Origin of the sequence: Microbacterium sp. ZW CA_36 (genome assembly GCF_044987475.1) — a bacterium.
GTDB lineage: Bacteria > Actinomycetota > Actinomycetes > Actinomycetales > Microbacteriaceae > Microbacterium.
This window is the reverse complement of sequence record NZ_JBJDRL010000012.1, coordinates 69,074-93,896: the sequence shown is the minus strand read 5'-3', so window position 1 is coordinate 93,896 and position 24,823 is coordinate 69,074. Positions and strand designations below refer to the sequence as shown.

Annotated in this window: 20 protein-coding genes; 7 read left to right on the top strand and 13 right to left on the bottom strand. The window is 71.2% G+C overall.

The genetic code is table 11. The features are described from left to right. The coding region (locus ACI3KX_RS07995) for an ATP-binding protein (protein ID WP_404909322.1) at positions 1-2,520 on the top strand (2,520 nt) is incomplete at its 5' end. Between the two features lie 230 nt (positions 2,521-2,750). Here ACI3KX_RS07995 and ACI3KX_RS07990 read toward each other — a convergent pair. The 3 genes from ACI3KX_RS07990 to ACI3KX_RS07980 all read right to left on the bottom strand — a co-directional run bounded on the left by ACI3KX_RS07990 (position 2,751) and on the right by ACI3KX_RS07980 (position 5,520). Further along, positions 2,751-3,572, bottom strand: a complete 822-nt coding sequence (locus ACI3KX_RS07990) for an ABC transporter permease (RefSeq protein ID WP_404909321.1) — start codon at positions 3,570-3,572, stop codon at positions 2,751-2,753. Then, positions 3,569-4,585, bottom strand: a complete 1,017-nt coding sequence (locus tag ACI3KX_RS07985) for an ATP-binding cassette domain-containing protein (RefSeq protein ID WP_404909320.1) — start codon at positions 4,583-4,585, stop codon at positions 3,569-3,571. Before ACI3KX_RS07985 ends, ACI3KX_RS07990 begins: the two co-directional genes overlap by 4 nt. Before the next feature lie 152 nt (positions 4,586-4,737). Continuing rightward, on the bottom strand, positions 4,738-5,520 hold the full coding sequence (locus ACI3KX_RS07980; protein ID WP_404909319.1) for an SDR family NAD(P)-dependent oxidoreductase: 783 nt from the start codon (positions 5,518-5,520) through the stop codon (positions 4,738-4,740). 62 nt (positions 5,521-5,582) lie between these two features. On the opposite strand from ACI3KX_RS07980, the gene ACI3KX_RS07975 reads away from it, so the two are divergent. Continuing rightward, the gene (locus tag ACI3KX_RS07975; protein ID WP_404909318.1) at positions 5,583-6,182 is read left to right on the top strand and encodes a TetR/AcrR family transcriptional regulator; all 600 of its coding nucleotides are present in this window, start codon (positions 5,583-5,585) and stop codon (positions 6,180-6,182) included. Between the two features lie 304 nt (positions 6,183-6,486). Here ACI3KX_RS07975 and ACI3KX_RS07970 read toward each other — a convergent pair whose 3' ends face one another. The 7 genes from ACI3KX_RS07970 to menC all read right to left on the bottom strand — a co-directional run bounded on the left by ACI3KX_RS07970 (position 6,487) and on the right by menC (position 16,712). Further along, a complete protein-coding gene (locus ACI3KX_RS07970; RefSeq protein WP_363355274.1) occupies positions 6,487-7,872 on the bottom strand; it encodes a glycine--tRNA ligase in 1,386 nt (461 codons plus the stop codon). A 70-nt stretch (positions 7,873-7,942) separates the two neighbouring features. Next, positions 7,943-8,983: a hypothetical protein gene (locus ACI3KX_RS07965; protein WP_404909317.1), complete on the bottom strand. Its 1,041-nt coding sequence runs from the start codon at positions 8,981-8,983 to the stop codon at positions 7,943-7,945. 2 nt (positions 8,984-8,985) lie between these two features. After that, positions 8,986-10,860: a substrate-binding and vWA domain-containing protein gene (locus ACI3KX_RS07960; RefSeq protein ID WP_404909316.1), complete on the bottom strand. Its 1,875-nt coding sequence runs from the start codon at positions 10,858-10,860 to the stop codon at positions 8,986-8,988. 53 nt (positions 10,861-10,913) lie between these two features. Next, entirely contained in the window at positions 10,914-12,275 is a 1,362-nt protein-coding gene (locus ACI3KX_RS07955; protein ID WP_404909315.1) for an alpha-hydroxy-acid oxidizing protein, read from the bottom strand. An 82-nt stretch (positions 12,276-12,357) separates the two neighbouring features. Further along, a complete protein-coding gene (locus tag ACI3KX_RS07950; RefSeq protein WP_404909314.1) occupies positions 12,358-14,193 on the bottom strand; it encodes a glycoside hydrolase family 15 protein in 1,836 nt (611 codons plus the stop codon). Between the two features lie 450 nt (positions 14,194-14,643). After that, positions 14,644-15,573 carry a hypothetical protein gene (locus ACI3KX_RS07945; RefSeq protein WP_404909313.1) on the bottom strand — a complete coding sequence of 310 codons (930 nt, stop codon included), beginning with the start codon at positions 15,571-15,573 and terminating at the stop codon, positions 14,644-14,646. 5 nt (positions 15,574-15,578) lie between these two features. Then, positions 15,579-16,712: an o-succinylbenzoate synthase gene (gene menC, locus ACI3KX_RS07940; RefSeq protein ID WP_363355286.1), complete on the bottom strand. Its 1,134-nt coding sequence runs from the start codon at positions 16,710-16,712 to the stop codon at positions 15,579-15,581. A gap of 40 nt (positions 16,713-16,752) precedes the next feature. On the opposite strand from menC, the gene ACI3KX_RS07935 reads away from it, so the two are divergent. Then, on the top strand, positions 16,753-17,082 hold the full coding sequence (locus ACI3KX_RS07935; protein WP_404909312.1) for a hypothetical protein: 330 nt from the start codon (positions 16,753-16,755) through the stop codon (positions 17,080-17,082). Between the two features lie 108 nt (positions 17,083-17,190). Here the strand turns inward: ACI3KX_RS07935 and ACI3KX_RS07930 are convergent, their stop codons facing one another. After that, positions 17,191-18,111, bottom strand: a complete 921-nt coding sequence (locus tag ACI3KX_RS07930) for a cyclase family protein (protein WP_404909311.1) — start codon at positions 18,109-18,111, stop codon at positions 17,191-17,193. A 154-nt stretch (positions 18,112-18,265) separates the two neighbouring features. On the opposite strand from ACI3KX_RS07930, the gene ACI3KX_RS07925 reads away from it, so the two are divergent. Further along, positions 18,266-19,072, top strand: a complete 807-nt coding sequence (locus ACI3KX_RS07925; RefSeq protein ID WP_404909310.1) for an SDR family oxidoreductase — start codon at positions 18,266-18,268, stop codon at positions 19,070-19,072. A gap of 2 nt (positions 19,073-19,074) precedes the next feature. Continuing rightward, entirely contained in the window at positions 19,075-19,281 is a 207-nt protein-coding gene (locus ACI3KX_RS07920) for a hypothetical protein (protein WP_363355294.1), read from the top strand. A gap of 230 nt (positions 19,282-19,511) precedes the next feature. Here ACI3KX_RS07920 and ACI3KX_RS07915 read toward each other — a convergent pair whose 3' ends face one another. Then, a complete protein-coding gene (locus ACI3KX_RS07915; protein WP_363355296.1) occupies positions 19,512-20,228 on the bottom strand; it encodes a GNAT family N-acetyltransferase in 717 nt (238 codons plus the stop codon). A 127-nt stretch (positions 20,229-20,355) separates the two neighbouring features. Between ACI3KX_RS07915 and ACI3KX_RS07910 the strand changes: the two genes are divergently transcribed. Next, positions 20,356-21,759 carry an MFS transporter gene (locus ACI3KX_RS07910; protein ID WP_363355298.1) on the top strand — a complete coding sequence of 468 codons (1,404 nt, stop codon included), beginning with the start codon at positions 20,356-20,358 and terminating at the stop codon, positions 21,757-21,759. 12 nt (positions 21,760-21,771) lie between these two features. Here ACI3KX_RS07910 and ACI3KX_RS07905 read toward each other — a convergent pair whose 3' ends face one another. Continuing rightward, positions 21,772-23,025, bottom strand: coding sequence for an FAD-dependent oxidoreductase (locus tag ACI3KX_RS07905; RefSeq protein WP_404909309.1), 1,254 nt, complete (start codon positions 23,023-23,025; stop codon positions 21,772-21,774). Between the two features lie 115 nt (positions 23,026-23,140). Here ACI3KX_RS07905 and ACI3KX_RS07900 point away from each other — a divergent pair, with 115 nt between their 5' ends. Next, a complete protein-coding gene (locus ACI3KX_RS07900; RefSeq protein WP_363355302.1) occupies positions 23,141-24,760 on the top strand; it encodes a peptide MFS transporter in 1,620 nt (539 codons plus the stop codon). Positions 24,761-24,823: the final 63 nt, after the last annotated feature.

Here is a 24,823-nt window from a genome sequence, read left to right as displayed (position 1 = left end):
CCCGCCGCGCCCGCACCGCCCGCAGCCGCATCACCTGCGGTCGCCGCCGCGGCGAGCGTCCCCGCGAGCCTCACCCCGCTCATCGGACGCACCCGCGAACTGGAGCTCATCGAGTCCCAGCTGCGCGTGGAGCGCCTCGTCACCCTCATCGGACCCGGCGGCGCAGGCAAGACCACGCTCGCGTTCGAGACCGCACGCCGCACACCCGGCTCGATCGTCGTGGAGCTCGCCCCTGCCGCCCCCGGCGAAGTGTGGGCCGCCGTCGCCGGAGCCGTCGGCCGCAGCATCCGTGTCGGTGAACTGGTGTCGACGAGCGCCCGCGACCGGGTGGCCGAGGCGCTCGCCGGCAGGTCGGTGCTGGTCGTGCTCGACAACTGCGAGCACGTCTCGGCCGAGGCCGCACGCGTCGCACTCGATCTGCTGGGGAGCGCGCCAGGATCCCGCATCCTCGCGACCAGCCGCGAGCCCCTGGGACTCGCCGGCGAGGCGTTCGTCGATCTCGGCCCGCTCCCGGGCGACGACGCCCGCGAGCTCTTCACCCGGCGCGTGCGGGCAGCGCGAGGCACTCCGCCCAACGGCGACGAAGCGGCCGCGATCGAACGGATCGTCAGCCGCCTCGACGGTCTGCCGCTGGCGCTCGAGCTCGCGGCGGCGAAGTCCCGCACGCTCACGATCGCCGAGATCGACAGCGGCCTCGACGATCGGTTCGCCCTTCTGGCCACGGGTCCACGCGCCCTCGAGGCACGGCACCAGACGCTTCGAGCCCTCATCGACTGGAGCTGGGAGACCCTGACGGATGGCGAACGCACGGCTCTGCGCGCCGCTGCGGTGTTCCCCGACGGCATCGATGCGCGGGATGTGCCGACGATCGCCGCAGCTTTCGGTGTCGACGGCGAATCGTTCGAGACCCTCGTCGACAAGTCTCTGCTGCGGAGATCGGAAGGGCGCCTGCGAATGCTCGAGACCGTGCGCGAGTACGGCATCGACCGGCTGCGCACCGAAGGTCGCGAGGCGGAGTTCCGCGCACGGGAGGCGCGCGCGATGAGCGAGCTCGCCGCTCGTCAGGACGCGCTGCTGCGCGGGCCGCGCGTGCGTGAGGGGCTCGCCTGGTTCGACGCCGACGAGGAGAACCTCAGCGCCGCGCTGCGGACGTGCGCGGAGCAGCCGGGCCTCGAAGACATCGGCATCCGACTCGTGCGCGCGTGCTTCTGGACGTGGATCATGCGCGAGCGCTTCACCGAGCTGCAGTCCGGCATCGGTCAGTTCGGCGAGGCTGCCGCGGCACTCGACTCCGAGCCTGCTGTGGTCGTGCGGGCGATCGCGCTCCTCGGCCTCGCCTTCGCGCCTGACGCCGGGAAGCCGGACTCCGCAGCCGTCCTGGCGGGGGCGGGCGGCGAGGGCGGCGCGCGGGACACCGCCGGCCGGGGCTCACGCCCTCCGGCCGACGACTCGGCCGCCCGCCCGGGCGAGCCGACCCCGAGCGGCCTCGCACGTCTCGAACGTGAGGCTCCGGCCGTCGTCGCGGCCGCCGCCCTGTACCGCAGCGAGCTCTCGGCCGCCGTTCCCCCGCTCCTCTGCGGGCTCCTCGAGGAGGCGCGGCTGTACGTGCCCGGTGCCCCTTGGACGCGCAGCTTCACCATCCGCGACGACGGTCTGGAGGATGCCCCCGCGTGGACGCACGCGTTCCTGAGCATGATGCGCTCGGCGCTCGCGCAGAACACCGGTGACACCCGGACGCTCGGCGCCGAGAGCGACAGGGCGCTGTCGATGTTCCTCGAGCTCGGCGACGTGTGGGGCACCGCGTTCGCGAGTCAGATGCGCTCCGAGTGGCTGCAGCTGGCGGGGCGGCTCGAGGAGGCCCTCGCCGTCGCCGACGCGTCGACCGAGGGGCTCGCCGGGCTCACCTCGACCACCGACCTCGTGCAGCAGCGCTCGCAGAGCATCGGCCTGCTGCTGCGCCTCGGCCGCGTCGACGAGGCCCGTGAGCGACTCACCGGCAGCCGCGAGCTCGCCCGGTCGTTCGAGTCGCCGCGGGCGCTCGCGCAGACCGAGATGGATGCCGCGATGATCGAGATCGCCGTCGGAGACGGCGCCGAGGCGCTTCGCCACCTCGACACGATCGACGCCCAGATGCTGCCGGCCTTCCCCGACCAGCTGACCGCCTGGTCGCAGTCGCGCCGTGCGCAGGCGCTGCTGCTGGAGGGGCGTGCCGACGAGGCGCACGACGCCCTGCGCCAGGCGTATCCCTCCGCGGCGCGGAGCGGCGACCACCCCATCGTCTCGGACGTCGCCGTGTCGATCGCCGGCTGGCTCGCCGTGACGGGGAGGGATGCCGAGGCCCGGCGCGCGCTCGTCGCGGCGGCGCGCCTGCGGGGCGGGGTCGACGCCTCCGATCCGTTCCTCCGCGTCCTGCGCGACAGGCTTCAGAAAGACGCCCTGCTGCCGGGCGCTGCGGCCGGCGCCGAACTCGACTCCGACGGCGCCGACGAGCTCGCCGTGCTGGCGGCGCTCCTGAGCTGACCGACCACCGGGTGCAGGCGTTTCGTCTCGCTCGTTCCTCGCTCGCTCAACAACCGAGAGCCGACCGAGAGTTTCCGGTCGTTGAGCGAGGGAGCGCCAGCGACCGAGACGAAACGCGCTGCACCGAGCGAAGCGCCGGGTGCAGTCCCGACCCGGGCTGCCGACGCACGAAGGAGCCGGGGCAGCTGATGCCACCCCGGCTCCTCGTCGCCGCGAGCGACGGCATCCGATCATGCCTTGCGCATGTACGCGCGCACCGTGAGCGGTGCGAACACGGCCACGATCACGGCGGCCCCGAGCAGAGCGGTGAACACGTCCGTGGTGACGGCGCCCTCGTTGACCAGGCCGCGCACCGCGGTGACCAGGTGCGAGACCGGGTTGATGTCGACGAACCACTGCAGCCAGTCGGGCATGGTGTCGGCGGGCACGAAGGCGTTCGAGAGGAACGTCAGCGGGAACAGGATGAGCATCGAGATGCCCTGCACGCTCGACGCGGTGCGCGCGATGACGCCGAAGAAGGCGAAGATCCAGCTCATCGCCCACGAGCAGGCGATCACGAGCAGGCCGGCCGCGATGACGCCGCCGAGTCCGCCGCCCGGACGGAAGCCCATGATGAAGCCCATCGTGAAGGTGAGCGTCGTGGCGATCGTGTAGCGCAGCGTGTCGGCCAGCAGGGCTCCCGACAGCGGCGCGATGCGCGCGATCGGGAGCGAGCGGAACCGGTCGAACACGCCCTTGTCCATGTCTTCCCGCAGCTGCACGCCGGTGACGACGGAGGTCGTGATCACGGTCTGCACGAGGATGCCCGGGATGATGATGGGCAGGTAGCTCTGCACGTCGCCGGCGATCGCACCGCCGAAGATGTACGTGAACATCAGCGTGAAGATGATCGGCTGCACCGTCACGTCGATGAGCTGCTCGGGCGTGCGGCGGATCTTGAGGATGCCGCGCCACGCCATGGTGAGCGTGTTGCGCGCCGTGAGCCCGAGACCTGCGCGGTTGGAGAGGTGCCGGTCGGCGACCGGCACGATGGGGGTCGCGATGACGGTCATGCGCGCACTCCTTCGATCTCATCGGCCGTCGCGCGTGCGGCCGCGTCGTCATCCGGCACGCCCTTGCCGGTCAGGGTGAGGAAGACCTCGTCGAGCGTCGGCTGCTGGACGCTCAGCTCTTCGAGGTGCAGGCCGGCCTCGCGGAAGGCCACGAGCAGGTCGGCCACGCGGTCGGGGTCGCTCATCGGCACGGTGAGGCGGGCGGCCTCGGGCGAGACGATCGCGGGGACGCCGAGCACGCGCACGATCTCGCGCTGGGCGTCGTCGATGTCGGAGCCGGGGCGCAGCCGCAGCAGCAGCGACGCCTGCCCGACCGACGACTTCAGCTCGAGTGCCGTTCCCTCGGCGACCACCGTGCCGCGGTCGATGACCGCGATGCGGTCGGCGAGCTGATCCGCCTCGTCGAGGTACTGCGTCGTCAGCAGCACCGTCGAGCCGGTCGCGACCAGACGCCGGATGGTGTCCCACATCTGCCCGCGGGTGCGGGGGTCGAGGCCCGTGGTCGGCTCGTCGAGGAAGATCAGCGGCGGCTGGGCGATGAGGGATGCCGCCAGGTCGAGGCGGCGGCGCATGCCGCCGGAGAACTTGGCCAGCGGGCGGGTGGCGGCCTCGGTGAGCGAGAACTCCTCGAGCAGTTCGGTCGCCTTGCGCTTCGCGTCGATGCGCGAGAGCCCGAGGAGCCGCCCGAAGATGACGAGGTTCTCGGTGGCCGAGAGGGTCTCGTCCACCGACGCGAACTGGCCGGTCAGGCCGATGAGCTGGCGCACGATCTGCGGGTCGTGCACGACGTCGTAGCCGAAGATCTCGGCCCGGCCGGCGTCGGGACGCAGCAGCGTCGCCAGCATGCTGATGGTGGTGGTCTTGCCCGCGCCGTTGGGGCCGAGCACACCGTAGACGGTGCCGGCTTCGACGGTCAGGTCGACGCCGTCGACCGCACGGTTGCTGCCGAAGCTCTTCACGAGCCCTTCGGCGCGGACCGCGGGGGTGCGGGATGCGGAACTGGTGATGGTCATGGGATTCGCCTTTCGACGTCACCCAGAGTGCGCCCCGCCCACTGTCATGCCTCTGCCGTGCCCGCCCCCGCGCTGTCAACGCGCTGTCACGGCGCTGTCACGGCGCTCGGCCGGGCGGCCCGCTCGGCCCGCCCGGGCATGCCCGGGGCGGGTCAGCGGAGCACGCGCCCGCTGACGGCGAGCGTGAGCCGCCGCGGCATCAGACCGGCGAGCTTCGCGCTCACCGCATTCGCCCAGCCCGACACCACGCTCGGGCGCCGACCGCGATCGAGCTCGCGCACCGCGAGGCCGACCACCTGCGCCGGCGTCTGGAAGCTTCCCACCGCGGCGTCCTCCGTGCCGACCACGTCGAAGAACTCGGTGCGCGTGGCGCCCGGGCTGACCGCCAGCACGCGCAGCCCGCTCTCGCGGGTCTCGTACGCGAGCGCCTCGGTGAAGCTCAGGACGAAGGCCTTCGTGGCGCCGTACACCGCCATGTTCGGGCACGGCTGGTAGGCGGCCGTGCTCGCGATGTTCACCAGAGCGCCCCGACCGTCGGCGACGAGATCCGGCAGGAGCTCGCGCGTCACCCCGACCAGGTTCGCGACGTTGACCTGCACCATCTCCGCGATGCGGCCGGGATCGGCGTCGGCGAACGCGCCCTTCATGCCGAAGCCGGCGTTGTTGACGAGAGTCTGGACGCGGATGCCGCGCTCGTCGAGCGCGGCGCGGAGGGCGGTAGCGGCATCCGTCCGAGAGAGGTCGAGCGGGATCACCGTCGCCCTGATGCCGTGCGCCGCTTCGAGCCGCTCCGAGAGTTCGCGCAGGCGCTCCTCGCGCCGTGCGACGAGCACGAGATCGGCGCCGCGTGCGGCGAGCTGCTCGGCGAACTCGGTGCCGAGCCCGGCGCTGGCTCCGGTGATGAGGGCGGTCGTGCCGCGGTACGTGATGTCCATGTCGCCAATGTAGACAGTGACAGCATTGTTGTCAATGCCAACATCACGCTAAGGTGGTGACCGTGACGGAGCGTTCGTACCACCACGGCAATCTGCGCGCGGCGCTGTTGGACCGTGCGTGGGACGTCGTCGACGCCGAGGGCGCCGACGCCCTGTCGCTGCGGCAGCTGGCCCGCGACCTGGACGTCAGCCACGGGGCATCCGGCCGGCACTTCCGCGACAAGCAGGCCCTGCTCGACGCCGTCGCGGTGCTGGGGTTCACGCGCCTGAATGCGGCGCTGTCGGATGCGGTCGAGACCGCGGGGCCGTTCGCCGACCGCTTCCGCGCCGCCGGCGACTCCTATGTGGGCTTCGCGGTGCGGCATCCCGCGATCCTCCGCACGATGTACTCGGCCAAGCACCACCCGGCGGTGTCGCCCGAGCTCGTCGACGTGAGCCACGTCGCGATGCCCGCGCTGGTCGCCCTCTTCCGCGCCGCCCAGAACGCCGGCGAGCTGCCGCCCCGCCCGCCCGAGGAGGCCGCGCTCGTCGCGTTCGCCGCGGTGCACGGCGTCGCGACGCTCGCGACCGACGACCTCCTCGACGGCGTGCCATGGGAGGACGCCACCGCCGCGACCATCGCCGCCGTGTGGCGCGGCCTCGCCTCTCCGCCGCTCCGCTGAAGGCCGCGGTCGGCGACGACATCAGGTGATCTCACGAGCGCAGGACGATCCGCTCGGAATCGGCCTGCGCTCACCACATCACCTGTTCCGAACACCCACACCGGAGACGACGGATGCCGCGACCCGGCCAGGTCGCCGCATCCCGGCGGTCGGCGACGACATCAGGTGATCTCACCAGAACAGGACGATTCCGCCAGGATCAGCCTGCGCTCATGACATCACCTGTTCCGGCCACACCCGCCCAGGCGCCGGAGACGACGGATGCCGCGACCCGGCCAGGTCGCGGCATCCGATGTACTGCGGGTCAGGCGCCGGCGAGGCGCTCCGCGAGGTAGGCGTGCAGGCCCTCGAGCGGCACGCGCTCCTGGCCCATCGTGTCGCGGTCGCGCACCGTGACGGCGCGGTCGTCGAGCGAGTCGAAGTCGACCGTCACGCAGAACGGCGTGCCGATCTCGTCCTGGCGACGGTACCGGCGACCGATGGCGCCGGCGTCGTCGAAGTCGATGTTCCACTCGCCGCGGAGCACCTCCGCCACCTCGCGGGCGATCGGCGACAGCTGCTCGTTGCGCGACAGCGGCAGCACCGCGGCCTTGACGGGCGCGATGCGCGGGTCGAGCTTGAGCACCGTGCGGGTGTCGGTGCCGCCCTTCGCGTTCGGCGCCTCCTCCTCGTGGTACGCGTCGACGAGGAACGCCATCATGGCGCGCGTCAGACCGAACGAGGGCTCGATCACGTAGGGGATGTACTTCTCGCCCGACGCCTGGTCGAAGTACGACAGGCTCTGGCCCGATGCCTCGCTGTGGCTGCCGAGGTCGTAGTCGGTGCGGTTGGCGACGCCCATGAGCTCGCCCCACTCCTTGCCGGCGAACCCGAAGCGGTACTCGACGTCGATCGTGCCGTCGGAGTAATGCGCGCGGTCCTCTTCGGGCACATCGAACCGGCGCATGTTGGCCGGGTCGATGCCGAGGTCGACGAACCAGTCCCAGCACGCCTCGACCCAGTGATCGAACCACTCCTGCGCATCGGCGGGCGGCACGAAGAACTCGATCTCCATCTGCTCGAATTCGCGCGTGCGGAAGATGAAGTTGCCCGGTGTGATCTCGTTGCGGAACGCCTTGCCCACCTGGCCGATCCCGAACGGCGGCTTCTTGCGGCTCGCGGTGAGCACGTTCGCGAAGTTCACGAAGATGCCCTGCGCCGTCTCGGGGCGGAGGTAATACAGGCCGCTCTCGTCGTCGACGACGCCGAGGTAGGTCTTCACGAGGCCCGAGAACGCCTTGGGCTCGGTGTACTGGCCCTTGGTGCCGCAGTTCGGGCACGGCACGTCGGCGAGGCCGTTCTCAGCCTTGCGGCCCTTGCGGGCCTCGAAGTCCTCGATGAGGTTGTCGGCGCGGAACCGCTTGTGGCACTGCAGGCACTCGACCAGCGGGTCGGTGAAGGTCGCGACGTGACCGGATGCCTCCCACACGCGCTTGGGCAGGATGATCGACGAGTCGAGGCCGACCATGTCGCCGCGGCCGCGCACGAACGTCTGCCACCACTGGCGGCGGATGTTCTCCTTGAGCTCGGTTCCGAGGGGACCGTAGTCCCACGCCGACCGGGATCCGCCGTAGATCTCACCCGCCTGGAACACGAACCCGCGATGACGGGCGAGGGCGATGACTTTGTCGAGGCGAGACTGCTCGGCCACGGTGGCTCCAATGGTCGGGAGGGGGGATGCACGAAGGTGCGGATGCCACGAATCGCGGCATCCGTCGATTCTAGTCGCCGTGCGGCAGGGGGCCGGTCTCGCCGTCCGCCCGCTCGAACGCGCGATCCCAGTCCTGCAGCTCCTTGCGCCGGCCCATCAGCCCGTCGAGCGAGACCTGGAAGTGCAGGCCGCGGCGGGCGTTGACCTGCTTGATGTTCTCGACCAGCTCGGTCGAGAACGACGAGAGCGCGGTGCGGACTTCGCGGACGCGCTCGGCCGGGTCGTCCCACAGGTCGGGGTGGATGAGGATGTCGAGCAGGTAGTCGCGGTCGAGCGCGCCGGTCAGCTTGCGCAGGGTCTCGCCGTACTCCACCGCCGCGACGGGGCGCTGGCCCTCTTCGCCCTTGCGATCCAGGCGTCCGAACAGCTCCGTCGTGTTCTGGGCGATGAGTCCGACCTGCGCGGCGACCTCGCCCGCCTGGGCGACGCCGGCCGCGCCGGCGCGCGCGTACTCGGCGGTCAGCGCCTGCAGTGTCTGCACGTGGGTGCGCACCGGCTCGGGGAGCGCGTGACGGCCGACGGCAGGTCGGTTTCGACGGCGGGAGCGGGAACGGACGATGCCGAAGACCGCGCCGCCAGCGGCGACGAGCACCGCCAGGCCGATGGCGATGCCGACGAACGGCCCGGCGTCGGTCGAGCCCGCGGGCGATTCCGGCGTCGCCGCGATCACGCCCTGGATCGTCTCGGTGAGCGCAGCGTCGACGTCATCCGCCTGCCCCTCCGCCTGATTGGCGATCCGCATGGCCTCGCCCTGCTCGAGCACGCGCGAGCCGGCCGACAGGTCGTCGCCTACCGCCACGATGATCGTCTGGCACTCGGGATGCGCCGCGGCGAGCTGCGCCACGATCTCCGGACCGGATGCCTCGATCCCGGCGTTGTCGGAGAACACCGCGACGCCGATCGACTCATCGCCGATCTGCGCCTCCAGCTGGTCTTCCAGCGCCGCCGCGTCCGGCACCTCGGACGAGACGTAGACGCCGTCCTCTCCGATGCCCTGGACGGCATCGTCCACGTACCCCTGCCCATCGGTCGCCACGATCATCCGGGTCACGCCTAGAAGTTGTTGATCACGGATGCGAACACGAGGTCGATCTTCGCGGCATCCGACGCGTCGAACCACTGCCCGCGGGTCGCCTCGGCGATGCGCTGCAGCGCGGCCGTGTCGGCGCCTTCGCCGTACGCGATCGGGAAGATGCGCACGGGCGCCTCGTCGCCGCCTTCGCGCGCGGACGCCCCGATCCGGGCGACGAGGGAGTCGAGCGAGATCGACGAGTCGGTGTCCTGGCCGTCCGAGAGCAAGACGATCGCATTGATGCGGCCGGGCTCGGCGCGCGCGATCATCTCGTCGTAGGCCGCGGCGATGGCGTCGTAGAGCGGGGTGCCATCGCGATGCGCGAACCGCAGGTCGTCGAGCGAGGCATCCACCGATTCGCGGTCGGAGGCGAGCGGCTCGACATCGCGGAGCACGACGATGTTCTGGCCCGCCTCGGACTCCACGCCCGTCGTGAATGCCCAGACCCCGACCTCGTCGGAGGAGCGGAAGTGCCCGAGCGTGGACTGCGCGCCCTCGATGGCCCCATCGAGCTTCGAGCGGCCGTCGCCGATCGCCTCGTCCATCGAGCCCGAGATGTCGATGACCTCGAGCACCGACGACGGCTTGCGGATCTGGGTCCACTGATCGATCGCCGCCGACACCACGTCGACCGCAGGCTTCGGGAGCGTCACCGCGGGGCCGGCCGGGTCGACGCCGTACTCGGTCGTGAAGAGCTCGCCGAGGGGTGCTGCGCCATCCAGCGGCCGGAAGCCGTAGTCGGGCAGGATCTCCTGCGCGGCGTCGGTCTGCAGGAAGGCTGCGAAGGCGTCGCCCGCGGTGGCCTGCACGTCGGTCACCCAGTCGGCGCCGAGCACCGTGATCGGGTTGTCGGACCACATCGAGCCGCCCGAGGGATACACCGCGACGAGCTTCTCCTTCGGCGGCGTCAGCGTCTCGCCCGGCTGCACCGTGTGCGAGTCGGGGTTGCCCTGGTTGTAGTTCAAGAGCGAGGTCTCTTCGAGCGCCACGGCCGACACGTAGCCCGAGCCGCCGGCACCGTTCTGGGTCTCGTCGTACAGCCGCGTCAGCACCTTGCCGGTGGTGTCGCCATAGTGGATGACGCACTCCTCGAACACCCGCGAGAACTCGGCAGCGGCGGCCACGTCGGCGGCGGTCAGGTCGGAGGTCTTGCCGGATGCCTCGTAGGACTGCATCAGGATCGCGGAGAGCCCGGTGGTGGAGGTGTTCGGGTTGGTCTTCGAGATCTTGAACGAGCCCCAGAGCGGCTTGCCGACGCTGGCCCAGCCCTGCGGGTCCTGGCAGAGCGCCTCGAAGTCGGCGATGCCGATCTCGGTGCCGGGCCAGCCGAGGGCCTTGGCCATGGTCTCTGGCACCCCGAACACGACGGGCGTGTGGGTGAACGACTCGGGCTCGCCGACGAGGGACGGAGATGCCGCCGCCGCGACCCGGTCGGTCCAGACCGTCGACGCGGGCGACCACATCGTGGGCCAGCGCCGGGTGTCGTCGTCGGGCCAGTCGCCGCCTGCCGTGAGGAAGCGCGTCGCGTCGCCCGAGGAGACGTTGATGGGCCGCACCGTCGCGCACTCGTCGAGCTGTTCGTGCTGCGGCGACTCCTTGAACGCGTCGGCCAGCGCGTCGAGCATGTTGACCTTCTCGGACGAGGTGGCGACGACCACGCTCGTGCAGCCGTCGTCGGCGAAGTCGCCGTCGCCGAGTTCGCCGCCGTCGGGAGTCGGGCCGAAGCAGCCGGTGACCATCACGGCCACCGCGATCAGCGCGGCTCCCATCCCCGTCGCGCGGGCGGCACGACGGCCGCTCGCGGTCGGCGTCGACGGAGCGGAAGGGGCGGACGGTCGCGGAAGGCGAGGGACCATGGGTACAGAGTAAGTCCCCGGGCCGACGCGGTGCACGACGGAGCGGACGGGCTCTAGATCGCGCGCAGCGCCTCGCGCCCGACCTCGGCGATCGAGGTGTGCCCCGACAGCCCCAGCGTGATGTCGAACTCGGCCAGCACGTTGCGCGTCGCCTCGCGCACTCCCGCCTCGCCGGCGATCCCGAGGCCGTACGCGTACGGCCGGCCGAGCGCGACGGCGGTCGCACCCAGCGCGAGCGCGATGAAGACGTCGGAGCCCTGTCGCACGCCCGAGTCGAAGATGATCGGCACGCGGCCCGCCACCCGCTCGGCGATGGTCGGCAGCACGTCGAGCGTCGGCACGGACTGGTCGATCTGCCGCCCGCCGTGGTTCGAGATCCAGACGCCGTCCATGCCCGCGTCGAGGGCGCGGATCGCGTCGTCGGGGTGCACGACGCCCTTGAGGATGACGGGCAACGACGTCCACTGCCGTACCTTCGCGAGGTCGTCCCACGTGAGCGCGGGCGTCGAGAACACGTCGAGGAAGGTCTCGACGGCGGCGCGCGGCAGCGGTGAGCGCAGGTTCTCGCGGACGCTCTTCGAGCCCGTCAGCGCCGCGCCCTTGCGGGCGATGCGCACGCCGGCGGCGACCGCCTGGGGCGTCAGCCGCACCGGCGGCGCGGGCTCGGCCGCGGCATTCGCTCCCCCGGCGGACGACGACGCCGACGCGCGCGACCGCTCGCGCACGAGCTGCTGGAAGACGGGGTCGCTCGTGTACTGCGCGATGCCCATGGCACGCGTGAACGGCAGGTAGGCGAGGTCGAGATCCCGGGTGCGCCAGCCGAGGAGGTGGGTGTCGAGCGTCACCACGATCGCTTCGCAGCCGGATGCCTCGGCCCGCCGCAGCAGCGAGGCGTTCAGCTCGTCGGAGGCCGACCAGTAGAGCTGGAACAGCCGTGATCCGCTCGGCGCGGCATCCCGCACCGCCTCCATGGGGACGGATGCCTGGTTCGAGAGGGTGTACGGAACGCCCAGGGATGCCGCGGCCCGCGCGACCGCGAGGTCGGCGTCGGGGTGCGCCATCTCCATCACGCCGAGCGGGGCGAGCAGGAGCGGCGTCGGACGGCGCACGCCGAGGAAGTCGATCGACAGGTCACGCGACGACACGTCGCGCAGCGGTCTCGGCCACACCTGCCATCGGCCGAACGCGGCGCGGTTGGCGGCGACGGTGCGCTCGGCGCCCGCTCCCCCGGCGATGTACGCGAAGGCCTCGGCGCTGAGCGCCTTGCGTGCGGCCGTCTCGAGCCTCGCGACGTCGACGGGGACGCGCGGGCGGGTGCCGCTGATGCCGGCGCGATAGATGTCGGACTGGGTCCGGCGCGAGATGCCGCGGGATGCCGCGGCGGGGCCTTCGGGAGCGGCGCCACTGTGAGCCATGGCGCCAGCCTAACCACGGTCCTCCGCGGGCTCCGGGGATGCGCGAAGGTGCGGATGCCACGTATCGCGGCATCCGTCGGTGCTAGTGATCGAGCAGCCGGTCCAGGTTCACTGCCGCGTTGATGAGCGACAGGTGACTGAACGCCTGGGGGAAGTTGCCGAGCTGCTCACCGGTCAGCCCGATCTCCTCGGCATAGAGCCCCAGGTGGTTGGCATACGTGAGCATCTTCTCGAACGTCAGGCGTGCTTCCTCGGTGCGTCCCGTGCGGGTGAGCGCGTCGACGTACCAGAACGAGCAGAGCGTGAAGGTGCCCTCCGAGCCGCGCAGCCCGTCCGGCGACGCGGCCGGGTTGTAGCGGTACACGAGGCTGTCCGACACGAGCTCGGCCTCCATCGCCTCGAGCGTCGAGAGCCACTTCGGGTCGCGCGGTGAGACGACACCCATGACCGGCATGATGAGGTTCGCAGAGTCCAGCACGTCGCTCCCCTCGTGCTGCACGAAGGCGCCGCGATCGGCATCCCACGACGTGGCCATGAGTTTCCGGTAGACCTCATCGCGCTGGCCGCGCCATCGTACGATGTCGGCGGGTCGGCCGCCGGATTCGGCGAGACGGATGCCTCGGTCCAGCGCCACCCAGCACATGAAGCGCCCGAACGTGAACTTCTTCCGTCCCCCGCGGGTCTCCCAGACCCCCTCCTCGGGCCGATCCCAGTTGTCGCAGACCCAGTCGAGCATGCGGCTCACGTCGGACCATTCCCCGTCGCTGAGCTGGAAGCCGTGCTCGGCGGCGAGCCGGATGGAGTCCATCGCCTCGCCGTAGATGTCGAGCTGCAGTTGGTCAGCCGCGCCGTTGCCGATGCGCACCGGCGACGAGTCGCGATAGCCGCGCCACTGCGGCAATGTCGTCTCTGCGAGATCGGACGATCCGTCGACGCGGTACATGATCTTGAGCGGGCCGGACTCGTCGCCCGCGCTCTCCTGCACCCGGTCGGTGAGCCACTGCACGAAGGCCTCCGCCTCGTCGCGATAGCCCAGGCCGAGCAGGGCCTGCACCGAGAACGATGCGTCGCGGATCCAGGTGTAGCGGTAGTCCCAGTTGCGCTCGCCGCCGACCTGCTCGGGCAGGCCCGCCGTGGGAGCGGCGACCAGGGCGCCGGAGGGCGCGTAGGTGAGGAGCTTCAGCGTGATGGCCGATCGGTGGACCATCTCGCGCCAGCGTCCCCGGTACGTCGAGCGTCCCACCCAGTCCCGCCAGAACCGCTGGGTCTCGAGGTACATCCGCTCGAGCTCATCGATCGAGACGCGACGCGGCGCAGCGCCGCCCGTCTCGATGAGCACGCCGGTGCGCTCGCCGGCGTGCAGCGTGCCGTGGACGCGCAGGCCGCCTTCGATCAGTTCGATCGTGCCCGCCTGCTGCTCGCCGCGGCGGATGATCTCGCCGACGCGGTGCACCGTGAGCGCCTGATCCCCGCCCCGGAACAGCACACCGTCGCCGAGCGCCGGTTCGACGCCGGTGTGGGCGACCGTCCCGTACGTGAACGCCGGCCTGATCTCGCCGACGAACGTCATGGAACCCCGGACGACGCGGATCAGACGGGCGATGCGGTGCCGGTCGGTCGGTTCGTCGCCCGCGATCGGCATGAAGTCGAGGACCTCGCCGACGCCCTCCTGAGTCATGAACCGAGTGAGCAGGATGGCCGTGTCAGGAAGATACAGCTGCCGCGTCACGTAGTCGTCGGTCTCGGGGCGCACGCGGCAGAAGCCGCCGCGCTGCGCGTCCAGGAGCGACCCGAACACGCTCGGCGAGTCGAACCGCGGCGCGCAGAACCAGTCGATCGACCCCTCGGTGTCGACGAGCGCGGCGGTCTGCAGGTCGCCGATCAGCCCGTGGTCCGAGATGTCGGGATACTCGCTCATCGGTCCGCCCCCTGCTCGTGCCCGCCGTCCGCCGTCGGTGGCGCCGGCACGATGTCGAGCACGTGCGCGGACATGGCGCCAGCCTAGTGGCGCGCGTCCAGCCGGCAGCGGAGCGAGTGCCAGCGAGACGAAGCGGCACCTCCAGGCGCGTTTCGTCTCAGTCGCTGGCGCTCCCTCGCTCAACGACCGGGCTCCTTGTCACCCACACAGCCACCGGTCGCGGAGCGAGCGCCAGCGGGACGCGGCGGCACCTCCAGGCGCGTTTCGTCTCGGTCGCTGGCGCTCCCTCGCTCAACGACCGGGCTCCTTGTCACCCACACAGCCACCGGTCGGGAGCGAGCGCCGGCGAGACGCGGCGGCACCTCCAGGCGCGTTTCGTCTCGGTCGCTGGCGCTCCCTCGCTCAACGACCGGGGCTCCCCGCCACCCACACAGCCACCGAAGCGTGCGCTCAGCCGGCGAAGCCGCACCAGCCGGCGACCCAGGTGAGGATCCGGCCGCGCAGCTCGTCGCCCACGAAGAGCTCGAACTCGCCGGGCTCCCCCTGGAGCTCGATCCGGACGTCGAAGATGGTGCCGCGCTTGTCCTCCTGCACCGCGTGGGGGTCGCAGCGGAACGGAACGAGCGGGATCTCCACCACCACGGGCTCCGCTTCCGCCGCCGCCGCTGACACGTCGATGTCGAGGGGGAACACCTCGTCCTCCGCGGGCGTGCCGGCGAAGTCCAGCAGATTCGTGCGCTCCAGCCCGACGACGGTGCCCGCACCGGTGCCGGTGGGAGTCACCGTCAGCTCGAGGGTCGCAGGCTCCCCGGGAGCCGACGGCCGGAAGCCGGTGAACGCCAGCGTCGCGGCATCCGCCATCCGCTCCTGCAGGCATTCGCGGGCGTGCAGCGGCGCGAGGAAGCCCAGCGCATCCGGAGCGGATGCCGTCACCTCGGCCGACCCGGACTCGCCCACGAGCTCGAGCACCGCGTCGGAATCGCCGTCATCCGGCGTCGAACAGGCCACCGGCGGCAGCTGCACGCGGATGTCGACGGAGCCTCCCGCCGGGATCGTGCTCACGCGGTCGGGCACGACACGCGTCGCCGGGCCGTCGAGTCGCGGATCTTCGACGCGCACCTCCCCCACCGTGATGGCGGCGTCGGACCCGTTCCTCACCCGCAGCTGGGCCTGCCTCGGTGCGACGTCGGCCCGCAGCTGCGCGAGCTCGACGGTCACCCCGGCCGGCAGTGTGGGGACGGGCGCCGCGGTGGTCGCGACGGTCGGCGAGGGCGAGCAGCCGACGAGCCCCAGCGCAACGGCGATCGCCGCAGCCGCCGCGATCCCGGCCTGCACCGACAGCGACCCATGGCGGGAACGGTGGGCAGGCGACGTCCGCACGAGACCTACCGCGTCAGCGTCTCGCGCGCGACGGTGACCTCGTCGAGCGCCACCTGGTCGATCTCGACGCCGAGGCCGTGACCCGTCGGCACGCGCACATGGCCGTCCTCGAGCACCGCCGGCTCGGTCACGATGTCGCGCGTGTAGAACCGGCTCGACGCCGAGACGTCTCCGGGCAGCGTGAAGCCCGGCAGGGCGGCGAGCGCGGCGTTCGCCGCGCGGCCGATGCCGGTCTCGAGCATGCCGCCGCACCACACCGGCACGCCCGCGGCGAGGCATCGGTCGTGGATCCGCACGGCTTCGAGGTATCCGCCGACGCGCCCGGCCTTGATGTTGACGACGGATGCCGAGCCCAGCGCGAGCGCGTCGGCAGCCGCCTTGTCCGAGACGATGGACTCGTCCAGGCAGACCGGGGTGCGCAGCCGCCGGGCGAGCGTGGCATGGTCGACGAGGTCGTCCTCCTGCAGCGGCTGCTCGATCAGCAGCAGGTCGAAGCGGTCGAGCTCGGCCAGGATGTCGGCATCCGCCAGGGTGTAGGCCGAGTTCGCGTCCACCTGCAGCGGGATCGTGCCGAAGGCGTCGCGCACCGCGGCCGTGTCGCCGACGTCGCGGCCGGGCTTGATCTTGATCTTGATCCGGACGTACCCCTCGTCGAGGTAGCCGCGCACGGTGTCGACGAGGGCCGCGGGGTCGCGCTGGATGCCGACGGACACTCCGCTGGGAACGCGGTCGCGCACAGCGCCGACGTACTCGCCGAAGCTGCGCCCCTCGGATCGCAGCGCGGCGTCGAGCACCGCGAGCTCGAGCCCGGCCTTCGCCATGCGGTGGCCCTTGAACGGCTCGAGCGCACCCGCGACCTCCTCCGGCGCCGCACTCCCCCGATCCAGCAGCGCGGGCACGAGGAAGCGCAGCGCGACATCCCATGCGCCCTGCGTGTACTCGCTGGAGTACAGCGGGTCGGCCTGCGTGACGATCTCGCCCCACCCGTCGCCGTCGCCGGTCAGCGCGCGGACCAGGATGACCTCTCGCACGGTCTCGGTGCCGAACGACGTCGTGAACGGGGCGACGAGCGGCAGGTGCAGCACCCGCAGCTCGAATCCTTCGAGGGCGACGGATGCCGCCGGCCGGGCGATGGGCATGCGCTCAGCGTACGCCCGGCCGCCGTCAGGAGGCGGGTCAGTGGGCGAGGCGCGTGGTAGCGATCTCGCGACGTACCGCGACGTACGTCGACCGTGCACGCCGCGGGCGGCGGCTGCGCGGTTCTGCGGGGGCGGCGTGCTGTGGTGGGTTCCGCATCAAGTCGCCCAGGGCGACGATCAGGGTCTCGATGTGCTCGCGCATGATCTCTCCTCGTTCGAAGAAGAAGAGATGGCGAGGGTGCCGGTGATACAACGCGTGCCTGGTCGCGGCTACAAGGTCGTCGACGACCGGCGCCGCTCCCACGCCGTCGACAACCCCTCCCTCGAACGCGTCCATGACCTCACGGTAGGCGCAGGTTCCGACATCTGAATCGGTGGCAGCCCCCCCGGCGGACTCCATGTTCGGTAGGGACTGTCCCGCGGCGATCCCGGGCTGCGGTGGGGGGACGGATGCCGTCGCCGCCTCTGCCGCGCCGCGTCAGGCGGGGATCTCGGCGAAGGCGCGCACGGGGAACGTGCCGAAGCCCTCGACGGCGGGCGGCGCCGCCGTGAAACGCGCGCCGCGCGGTGGCAGCTCGCCGAGGTGCGTGAGGTGCTCGACGACATGCACGCCCGCATCGAGCAGCAGGCTGTGCGCGGGCCGCTCGCCGCCCGACTCGGTGTCGTCGATGTTGAGCGAGTCGATCCCCACCAGCACCGCACCGGCGTCGATGAGCCACTGCGCGGCCTCGCCCGTCAGGAACGGCGCGCCGACGCCGTACTCCGGGCGACCGAACCAGCGGTCCCATCCGGTGTGCAGCAGCACGGCGGCGCCGCGCACGTCGCGATCGGCGAGCGTGGCCGAACGGATGCCGCGCCGTGAGCCGTCCCACGCGTCCTCGAGGTGGAAGACCTCCGCGCGGAGGCCGACCAGCGACGCCAGGTCGAGGCCCGCCAGGTCGCTGCCGTCGGCGTACCGATGGAACGGCGAGTCGAGGTAGGTGCCGGTGTTGCCGATCATGTGGATGACGTCCATCGCGAACTCGGTGCCGGGCGCGTAGCGGGCGCGCGAGTCCTCGCGGGTGAGGTGCGGCGTGATCGTCGGCGCGGGCAGCCCGGGGTAGGTCACCAGCCCGGCGCGGATCGGGTGGCTGAGGTCGACGACGCGGCCGGCAGAGGCAGCGGCATCCACCGCCTGCTCCACGCCGCGGCTGCCGCGATGCGGCTCCTCGACGACGCGCAGTCCGCGCAGCGACACCTCGTCCACGAGCGCGAGCCCGAGATGCGCGACCAGCAGGCGCGCGATCTCATCCTCCGTGGCGTCGGCGGTCGGCAGGTCGAGCCGGAACCCCGTCCCGGCGAGACCCCCGCGGTTGGCGAAGCTGATGTCGAAGTCGAAGTGCGCGCGGTACTCGGGCATGCGGATCAGCCTAGGGTTGCGGCATCCGGCGACCGCCGGCCGGAACCGCCATCGTCCGTCGGATTTCGGCCGAACCGGTACGCGCGTCTAGCGGGGCCGCACGGAGCACGCAACCCCGTGCCCCGAGCGGATCCCGCCTCGTAGCGTCGGGCCCATGGACACCTTCGACTTCGCGCCGCGGCACGCGATCGTGACCGCCTCGGACTCGGGCATCGGGCAGGCGACCGCACTGGCACTCGCGGATGCCGGACTGGACGTCGGCATCACGTGGCACAGCGACGAGGAGGGCGCCGAGCGCACGGCCGACGGCGTGCGCGAACGCGGGCGCCGGGCCGAGGTGACGCGGTTCGACGCGACCGCCCTCGACGATGTCGCCGGCACGATCGACGGCCTCGTCGAGCGCCTCGGCGGGCTCGACGTGTTCGTCAACAATGCCGGCGGCGGCTCGGGCGGTCCGTTCCTGGACCTCTCGATCGAGGACTGGCGTCAGATCGTCGCCCTCAACCTCGACGGCGCCTTCGCCGGCCTTCAAGCTGCCGCTCGCCACCTGGTACGCGGCGGTCGCGGCGGTCGCCTGGTGGCGATCACGAGCGTGCACGAGACGCAGCCGCGGGTCGGATCGGCGGCGTACGTCGCCGCCAAGCACGGCCTCGGCGGCCTCATCGAAACGATGGCCCAGGAGCTCGGCGAGCACGCGATCACCGTCAACGCGGTGGCTCCGGGTGAGATCGCGACGCCGCTCACGAACCAGGATCCCGAGGACGCCGAGCACACCCGTCGCCCCGGCATCCCGCTGGGTCGGCCGGGAAGGCCCGAGGAGATCGCGGCGGTGGTGGCGTTCCTCGCCTCGCCGCAGGCGAGCTACGTGACGGGGGCGAGCTGGACCGTCGACGGCGGGATGCTGCAGATGGGCCCGCAGGCCGGCTCGCATCTGAAGAGCGACGAGTGGCGGAGAGGATGACCATGAACGACCACGACGAGACCGACTCCACCGGCATGACCGACGACGAGAAGCGGCGTGACCAGCTCACGTCCGCGCCGGATGCCGTCGAGTCCGACGCCGACCCGCGGATCGACGTGACGCACCACGACGGCATCACGCGGATCGACATCCGCGACGACGCCGACGTGCGTCCCGGCGATCCGACCAAGGAGCCACCCGGTCGTTGAGCGAGCGAAGGGCGACGAAACGTCTTCGGCGTGCTCGAGGCGTTTCGTCTCGCTCGCTGGCGCTCGCTCGCTCAACGACCGGGGATCGAGGTCCGCGCTCGCTCAACGACCGGGAATCGAGGTCCGCGCTCGCTCAACGACCGGGAATCGAGGTCCGCGCTCGCTCAACGACCGGGAATCGAGGTCCGCGCTCGCTCAACGACCGGGGATCGGGGGCCGCGCTCGCTCACTCAACGACCAGGGACGAGCAGGTAGCCGCGCGCGTCGTCGAAGCCGCCGATCACGAGGCCGTCGGCGAGGTGGCCGACGAGCTGATCCCGCACGTGCGAGCGCCAGACCGCGGCATCCACCGGTGTCTCGCGGCGCAGGGTCTCGATGTCGTGAGGGATCTCGACCGACGCGACCACCTGCTCGTCGTCGGGGGTGGGCACCGGCGGCGCGGCGAGCGCCCACGACACCATGATGCGGTCGGTCGCGTCGCCGCGGTTGACCCCGTCGTCCATGGGTCCGTAGTGGTTCACGAGGTACTCGGTGACCCGCGTGCCGAGCACCCGCAGGTTGAAGTGGGCGTTGCGGGCGACCAGCGGGTCGAACGTCCACGTGATGTGACCGACGTCGCGCGCGAGCGCCCACTCGCGCTGGTGCTGCTTGAGCACCCGGCCGAGACCCTGCGACTGGTGGCCGGGCAGCACGCCGGTGATGTGGCTGTGCATCGAGCGCGCCGCCGGAGCCGCGAAGAACGCGACGGACGCCCCCACCATGAGATCGCCGTCGTAGAGGCCGACCGCGTAATTGCCGGAGTGCGCGAGGGCGCGCAGCAGGTTCGGCGGCATGCCCCCGCGGTCGCCGCCCCACACCTCGGCCAGCACGTCGGAGGCGCGGTGGACCTCCTCGACGGTGTCGAGCGGACGGATGTCGATGCCGGGCGGCGTCGCGGTCTCGGCCATGTGCCCAGTCTGCACCCGCGGAGCCGCGTGCCGTCAGCGCGCACCCGCGGAGCCCGCGTACCTGCAGCGCCGATAGCCTGAAGTGATGGGCACGGGTGACGAGGACGCGAGAAGAAGACTCACCCGGATGCCGCGTCAGGGCGCCATCGTCGCCGTGCTGGCGGTCGCGGGCCTGTGCTCGTCGTTCATGTTCACCCTCATGGTGCCCATCCAGTCGAAGCTGCCGGAGCTGCTGAACTCCAGCCGCGAGGACACCGCGTGGGTCGTCACCTCGACGCTGCTCGCCGCGGCCGTGATCACCCCGATCTCGGGGCGCCTCGGCGACATGTACGGCAAGCGCCGCATCGTGCTCGTGCTCGTCGCGGTGATGGTCGCGGGCTCCGTCGTCGCGGCGCTGTCGCCGGGCATCGTCGGGATCATCGTGGGGCGCACGCTCCAGGGCGCCATCGTCGGCGTCGTGCCGCTCGGCATCTCGATCATGCGCGACGTGCTGCACGAGGACCGTGTCGACTCCGCGATCGCCTTCATGAGCGCGACGCTCGGCGTCGGCGGCGCGCTCGGCCTGCCGATCAGCGCGCTGATCACCGAGCGCAGCGACTGGCATCTGCTGTTCTGGATGGCCGCAGGTCTCGGCGTCGTCGTGTTCGCCCTCGTCCTCTGGATCGTGCCGGTGAGCGTCCTGCGCACCGCCGGCCGGTTCGACTATGTCGGCGCCGCCGGACTCGCCGTCGGGCTCATCGGCATCCTGCTGGCGATCTCGCGTGGCAACGAATGGGGCTGGGGATCGCCGGCGGTGCTGGTGTGCGGACTCGGCGGTCTGGTCGTGCTGCTGCTGTGGGGATGGTTCGAGCTGCGCATCGACGAGCCGCTGCTCGACCTGCGGGTCGCCGCCCGGCCCGCCGTGCTGCTCACGAACATCGCCTCGGTGGCGATGGGGTTCTCGCTCTTCGCCTCGAACGTCGTGTACCCGCAGATGCTCGAGCTGCCGGTCGCGACCGGCGCCGGGTTCGGGCTGTCGCTGCTGGTCGCGAGCCTGATCGTCATGCCTTCGGGGATCGTCATGATGCTGCTCTCGCCGATCGCCGGTCGCATCGCGTTCCGCACCGGTCCCAAGCTCCTGCTGCTGCTCGGCGCGCTCTCACTGATCGCCGCGTACGGGTTCACGCTGCTGTTCTCCTCCGAGGTGTGGCACATCCTCGTCGCGAACATCCTCATCGGCGCCGGCATCGGCTTCGGGTATGCCTCGATGCCGATGCTCATCATGCGCTCCGTGCCGCAGAGCGAGACCGGCGCGTCGAACGGTCTCAATGCGCTGTTCCGGTCGCTCGGCACCAGCACCGCGGCCGCGGTGATCGGCGCGGTGCTCGCCACGTACACCGTCGACTTCGAGGGGGTACCGGTCCCGACGACGACCGGCTTCACGCTGTCGCTGATCCTCGGCGGGGCCGCCGCGATCGTCGCCCTCGTGGTGGCATTGTTCATCCCGCGTCATCACGCGCCCGAGGAGCGGCATCCGTCCCTCCGCGAGTGAGGCGGCCCGGAGTCACCCTCGCAGCAGGGCGAGACGCGGCGAGTCCGGGACCAGACGCTCGGCGACGGCGACGGCCGACAGGATCGCGCTCTCGTGGGAATCGGCATCCGCGGTGTAGAGCCCGGCGAGCGAGACGCCGTGTCGCGCCTGCAGGGGCCGCAGCCTCCGCTGCGCGTCGAAGTACGCCGTGTCGATCAGGCCGTGCCGGTAGGTCGCGGTGGCGTAAAGGGGCTGCGGCAGCTCGGCGTCGTAGGTCACCCAGCTCTTGAGGACCGGGATGCCGCGCGCGGGGCTCCAGATCGACAGCGAGCTGTGCGCGTCATCCGCACGCACGTTCACGACCGACCACGCGGCCTCGTCGCGCGGCATGAGCCGCCGGTCCCCGTGGATCGCGATCGTCGTGTCGAAGAAGCCGAACCTCGAGAGCTGCTGCGTCATGTCCGCGAGCTCGGGGAGGGGCACGAGCAGGTCGTGCGCCTGGCGCGCATCGCACGCCAGGACGAGATGGTCGAACGGATGCCGCACGCCGGCCGCGCCGACGAGCAGCGAGCCGTCGGCATCCCGTGCGACCGACTCGACGGCCGCGCCGGTGCGCAGGTCCACCCGCGCGAGTGAGCGGACCAGGGCGTCGATATAGACGCGGAGTCCGCCGGGGATCTCGCTCTGATCGGGCGGCCGCAGTCCCCGCGGGAGATTGGCGCCCAGATAGTACAGCGCGTTGTAGGCGGCGAAGCGGCGGAAGTCGGCGAGGTCGACGCACCAGAACGCGAGCAGCAGCGGGAACAGGAAATCATCGACGAACGACCTTGGCAGATGCTTGCGCTCGACGTACTCCGCGATCGTCAGCATGGTGTCGTGCTGAGCGAGGAACGCGGGGATGCCGGACAGGAACGCACGGAACCGCAGGAGGTGCATGATCGCGCGCGGAGTGAGCGACGACCAGACCGGGCGGCCTCGCCGGAAGGGCGGCATCACGACCGGCCGGGTGCCGTCGGCGCGAGAGACGGTGAGGGTCGCCGGGTAGGTCGTGCGGGGCACATCGAGGGCGTCGAGCAGGCGGTTGAAGGTGGTATACGCCGCGCTGCGGGCGAAGAATTGGAACCCGGCATCGACGCTGAGCGGCCGGCCCCCGACGTCGATGTCGACGGTGTGCGCGTGACCGCCGAGCCGATCGTCCTTCTCGAAGAGCGTGACGTCGTGATCCTGCTCCAGCAGCCACGCGGTCGCGAGACCGGCTGCCCCCCCGCCGATGATGCCGATCCGCATGTCTGCGCCGTCCTCTGAGTCTGCGCTCAGACTAGGGGTCGCGGGTCGGGGGCTTTCGCCCGTGCGTGCGCCATCGCTAGCCTGACGGTCAAACCGGGGGCGACGGGAGCAGACGATGAGCGGGCGGGATCAGGGCTTTCAGGGTGACGAGCCGGCGCGGGGCGAGCGCAAGCCCGAACAGGTTCCGGTCGGCCCACCCGACGGCGCGACCGCCGCGGCCGATGCGACGAGGACCGGCACGGTGGCTGCCGCGAGCGGGACCGACGCCGCCGGCACCACAGGCACGGAGGACGGCGCAGACCACGACACGAGGTTCTTCGGTCAGCCGTGGTCGCTCGCGCACATCTTCGGCGTGGAGATGTGGGAGCGGTTCAGCTTCTACGGCATGCAGGGCATCCTGCTCATCTACATGTACTACTCCGTCGCGGAGGGCGGGCTCGGCATCCCCGAGGCGACGGCCACCGGCATCGTGGGCGCGTACGGCGGCACCGTCTACCTGTCGACGATCCTCGGCGCGTGGGTCGCCGACCGCCTGCTGGGCTCGGAGCGCGTGCTGTTCTTCAGCGCGTGGGTCATCATGGCCGGTCACATCGCCCTCGCCGTGCTTCCGAACGTGTGGGGCCTCGGCGTCGGGCTGGTCCTGGTCGCGATCGGCTCGGGCGGACTCAAGGCCAACGCCACCGCCGTGGTCGGGACGCTGTACTCCCCCAAGGACCCGCGACGCGACGCCGGCTTCTCGCTGTTCTACCTCGGCATAAATCTCGGCGCGTTCCTGGGGCCCATCGTCACGGGGTTCCTGCAGAGCAACGTGGGCTTCCACTGGGGCTTCGCGGCCGCCGCGGTCGGCATGGCGATCGGCCTCATCCAGTACTCGTTCGGGCGCAAGCAGCTGCCGGCCTCGTCGCGCGTCGTCGCGAATCCGCTCCCCGCGAACCGCAGGGGCATGGCGATCGGCATCGGCATCGCCGGTCTGCTGGTCCTCGTCGTGCTCGTGCTCACCGGCGTCATCCGCGCCGACAACCTCGCGGGCGTCGTGATCCTCGTCACGCTCGCAGCGGCGATCGCGTATTTCTGCGTCATCATCGCGTCGCGCCACATCAGCGGCGACGAGCGGTCGCGCGTGATCGGGTTCATCCCGCTGTTCATCGTCAACGTGGGGTTCTGGTCGCTGTACCAGCAGCAGTTCACCGTCCTGACGATCTACTCCGACCAGCGTCTCAATCGCTCGATCTTCGGCTGGGAGATGCCAGTGTCGTGGGTGAACTCCATCAACCCGATCTTCGTGATCATCCTGTCCGGGGTGTTCGCCGCGATCTGGACGAAGCTGGGGAACAGGGCACCGTCGGCGCCGGTGAAGTTCTCCCTCGGCGCGATGATCATGGGTATCGCGTTCCTGCTGTTCCTCCCGTGGGCGAACGGCGCCCCCAACTCCACGCCGCTGCTGGCCATCGTGCTGATCCTGCTCGTGTTCACGATCGCCGAGCTGTTCATCTCTCCCCCGGGCCTGTCGGTGACGACCAAGCTCGCCCCCGAGCGTTTCCACACGCAGATGGTGGCGCTGTACTTCCTGTCGGTCGCTCTCGGCACCGCGATCGCCGGCTGGCTCGCGCAGTTCTACGACCCGACGAACGAGGTGCCGTACTTCACGATCCTCGGCGTCATCGCGATCCTCCTGGGCCTCGCGCTGCTCGCCTCGGTGAGGCCCGTGCTGAAGCTGATGCGCGGCGTGCGCTGAGGCTCGGCGTGGTTCATATCTGTCGCACCGCGACCCGCTCGCGTCGTCGGATGGGCGACCGCC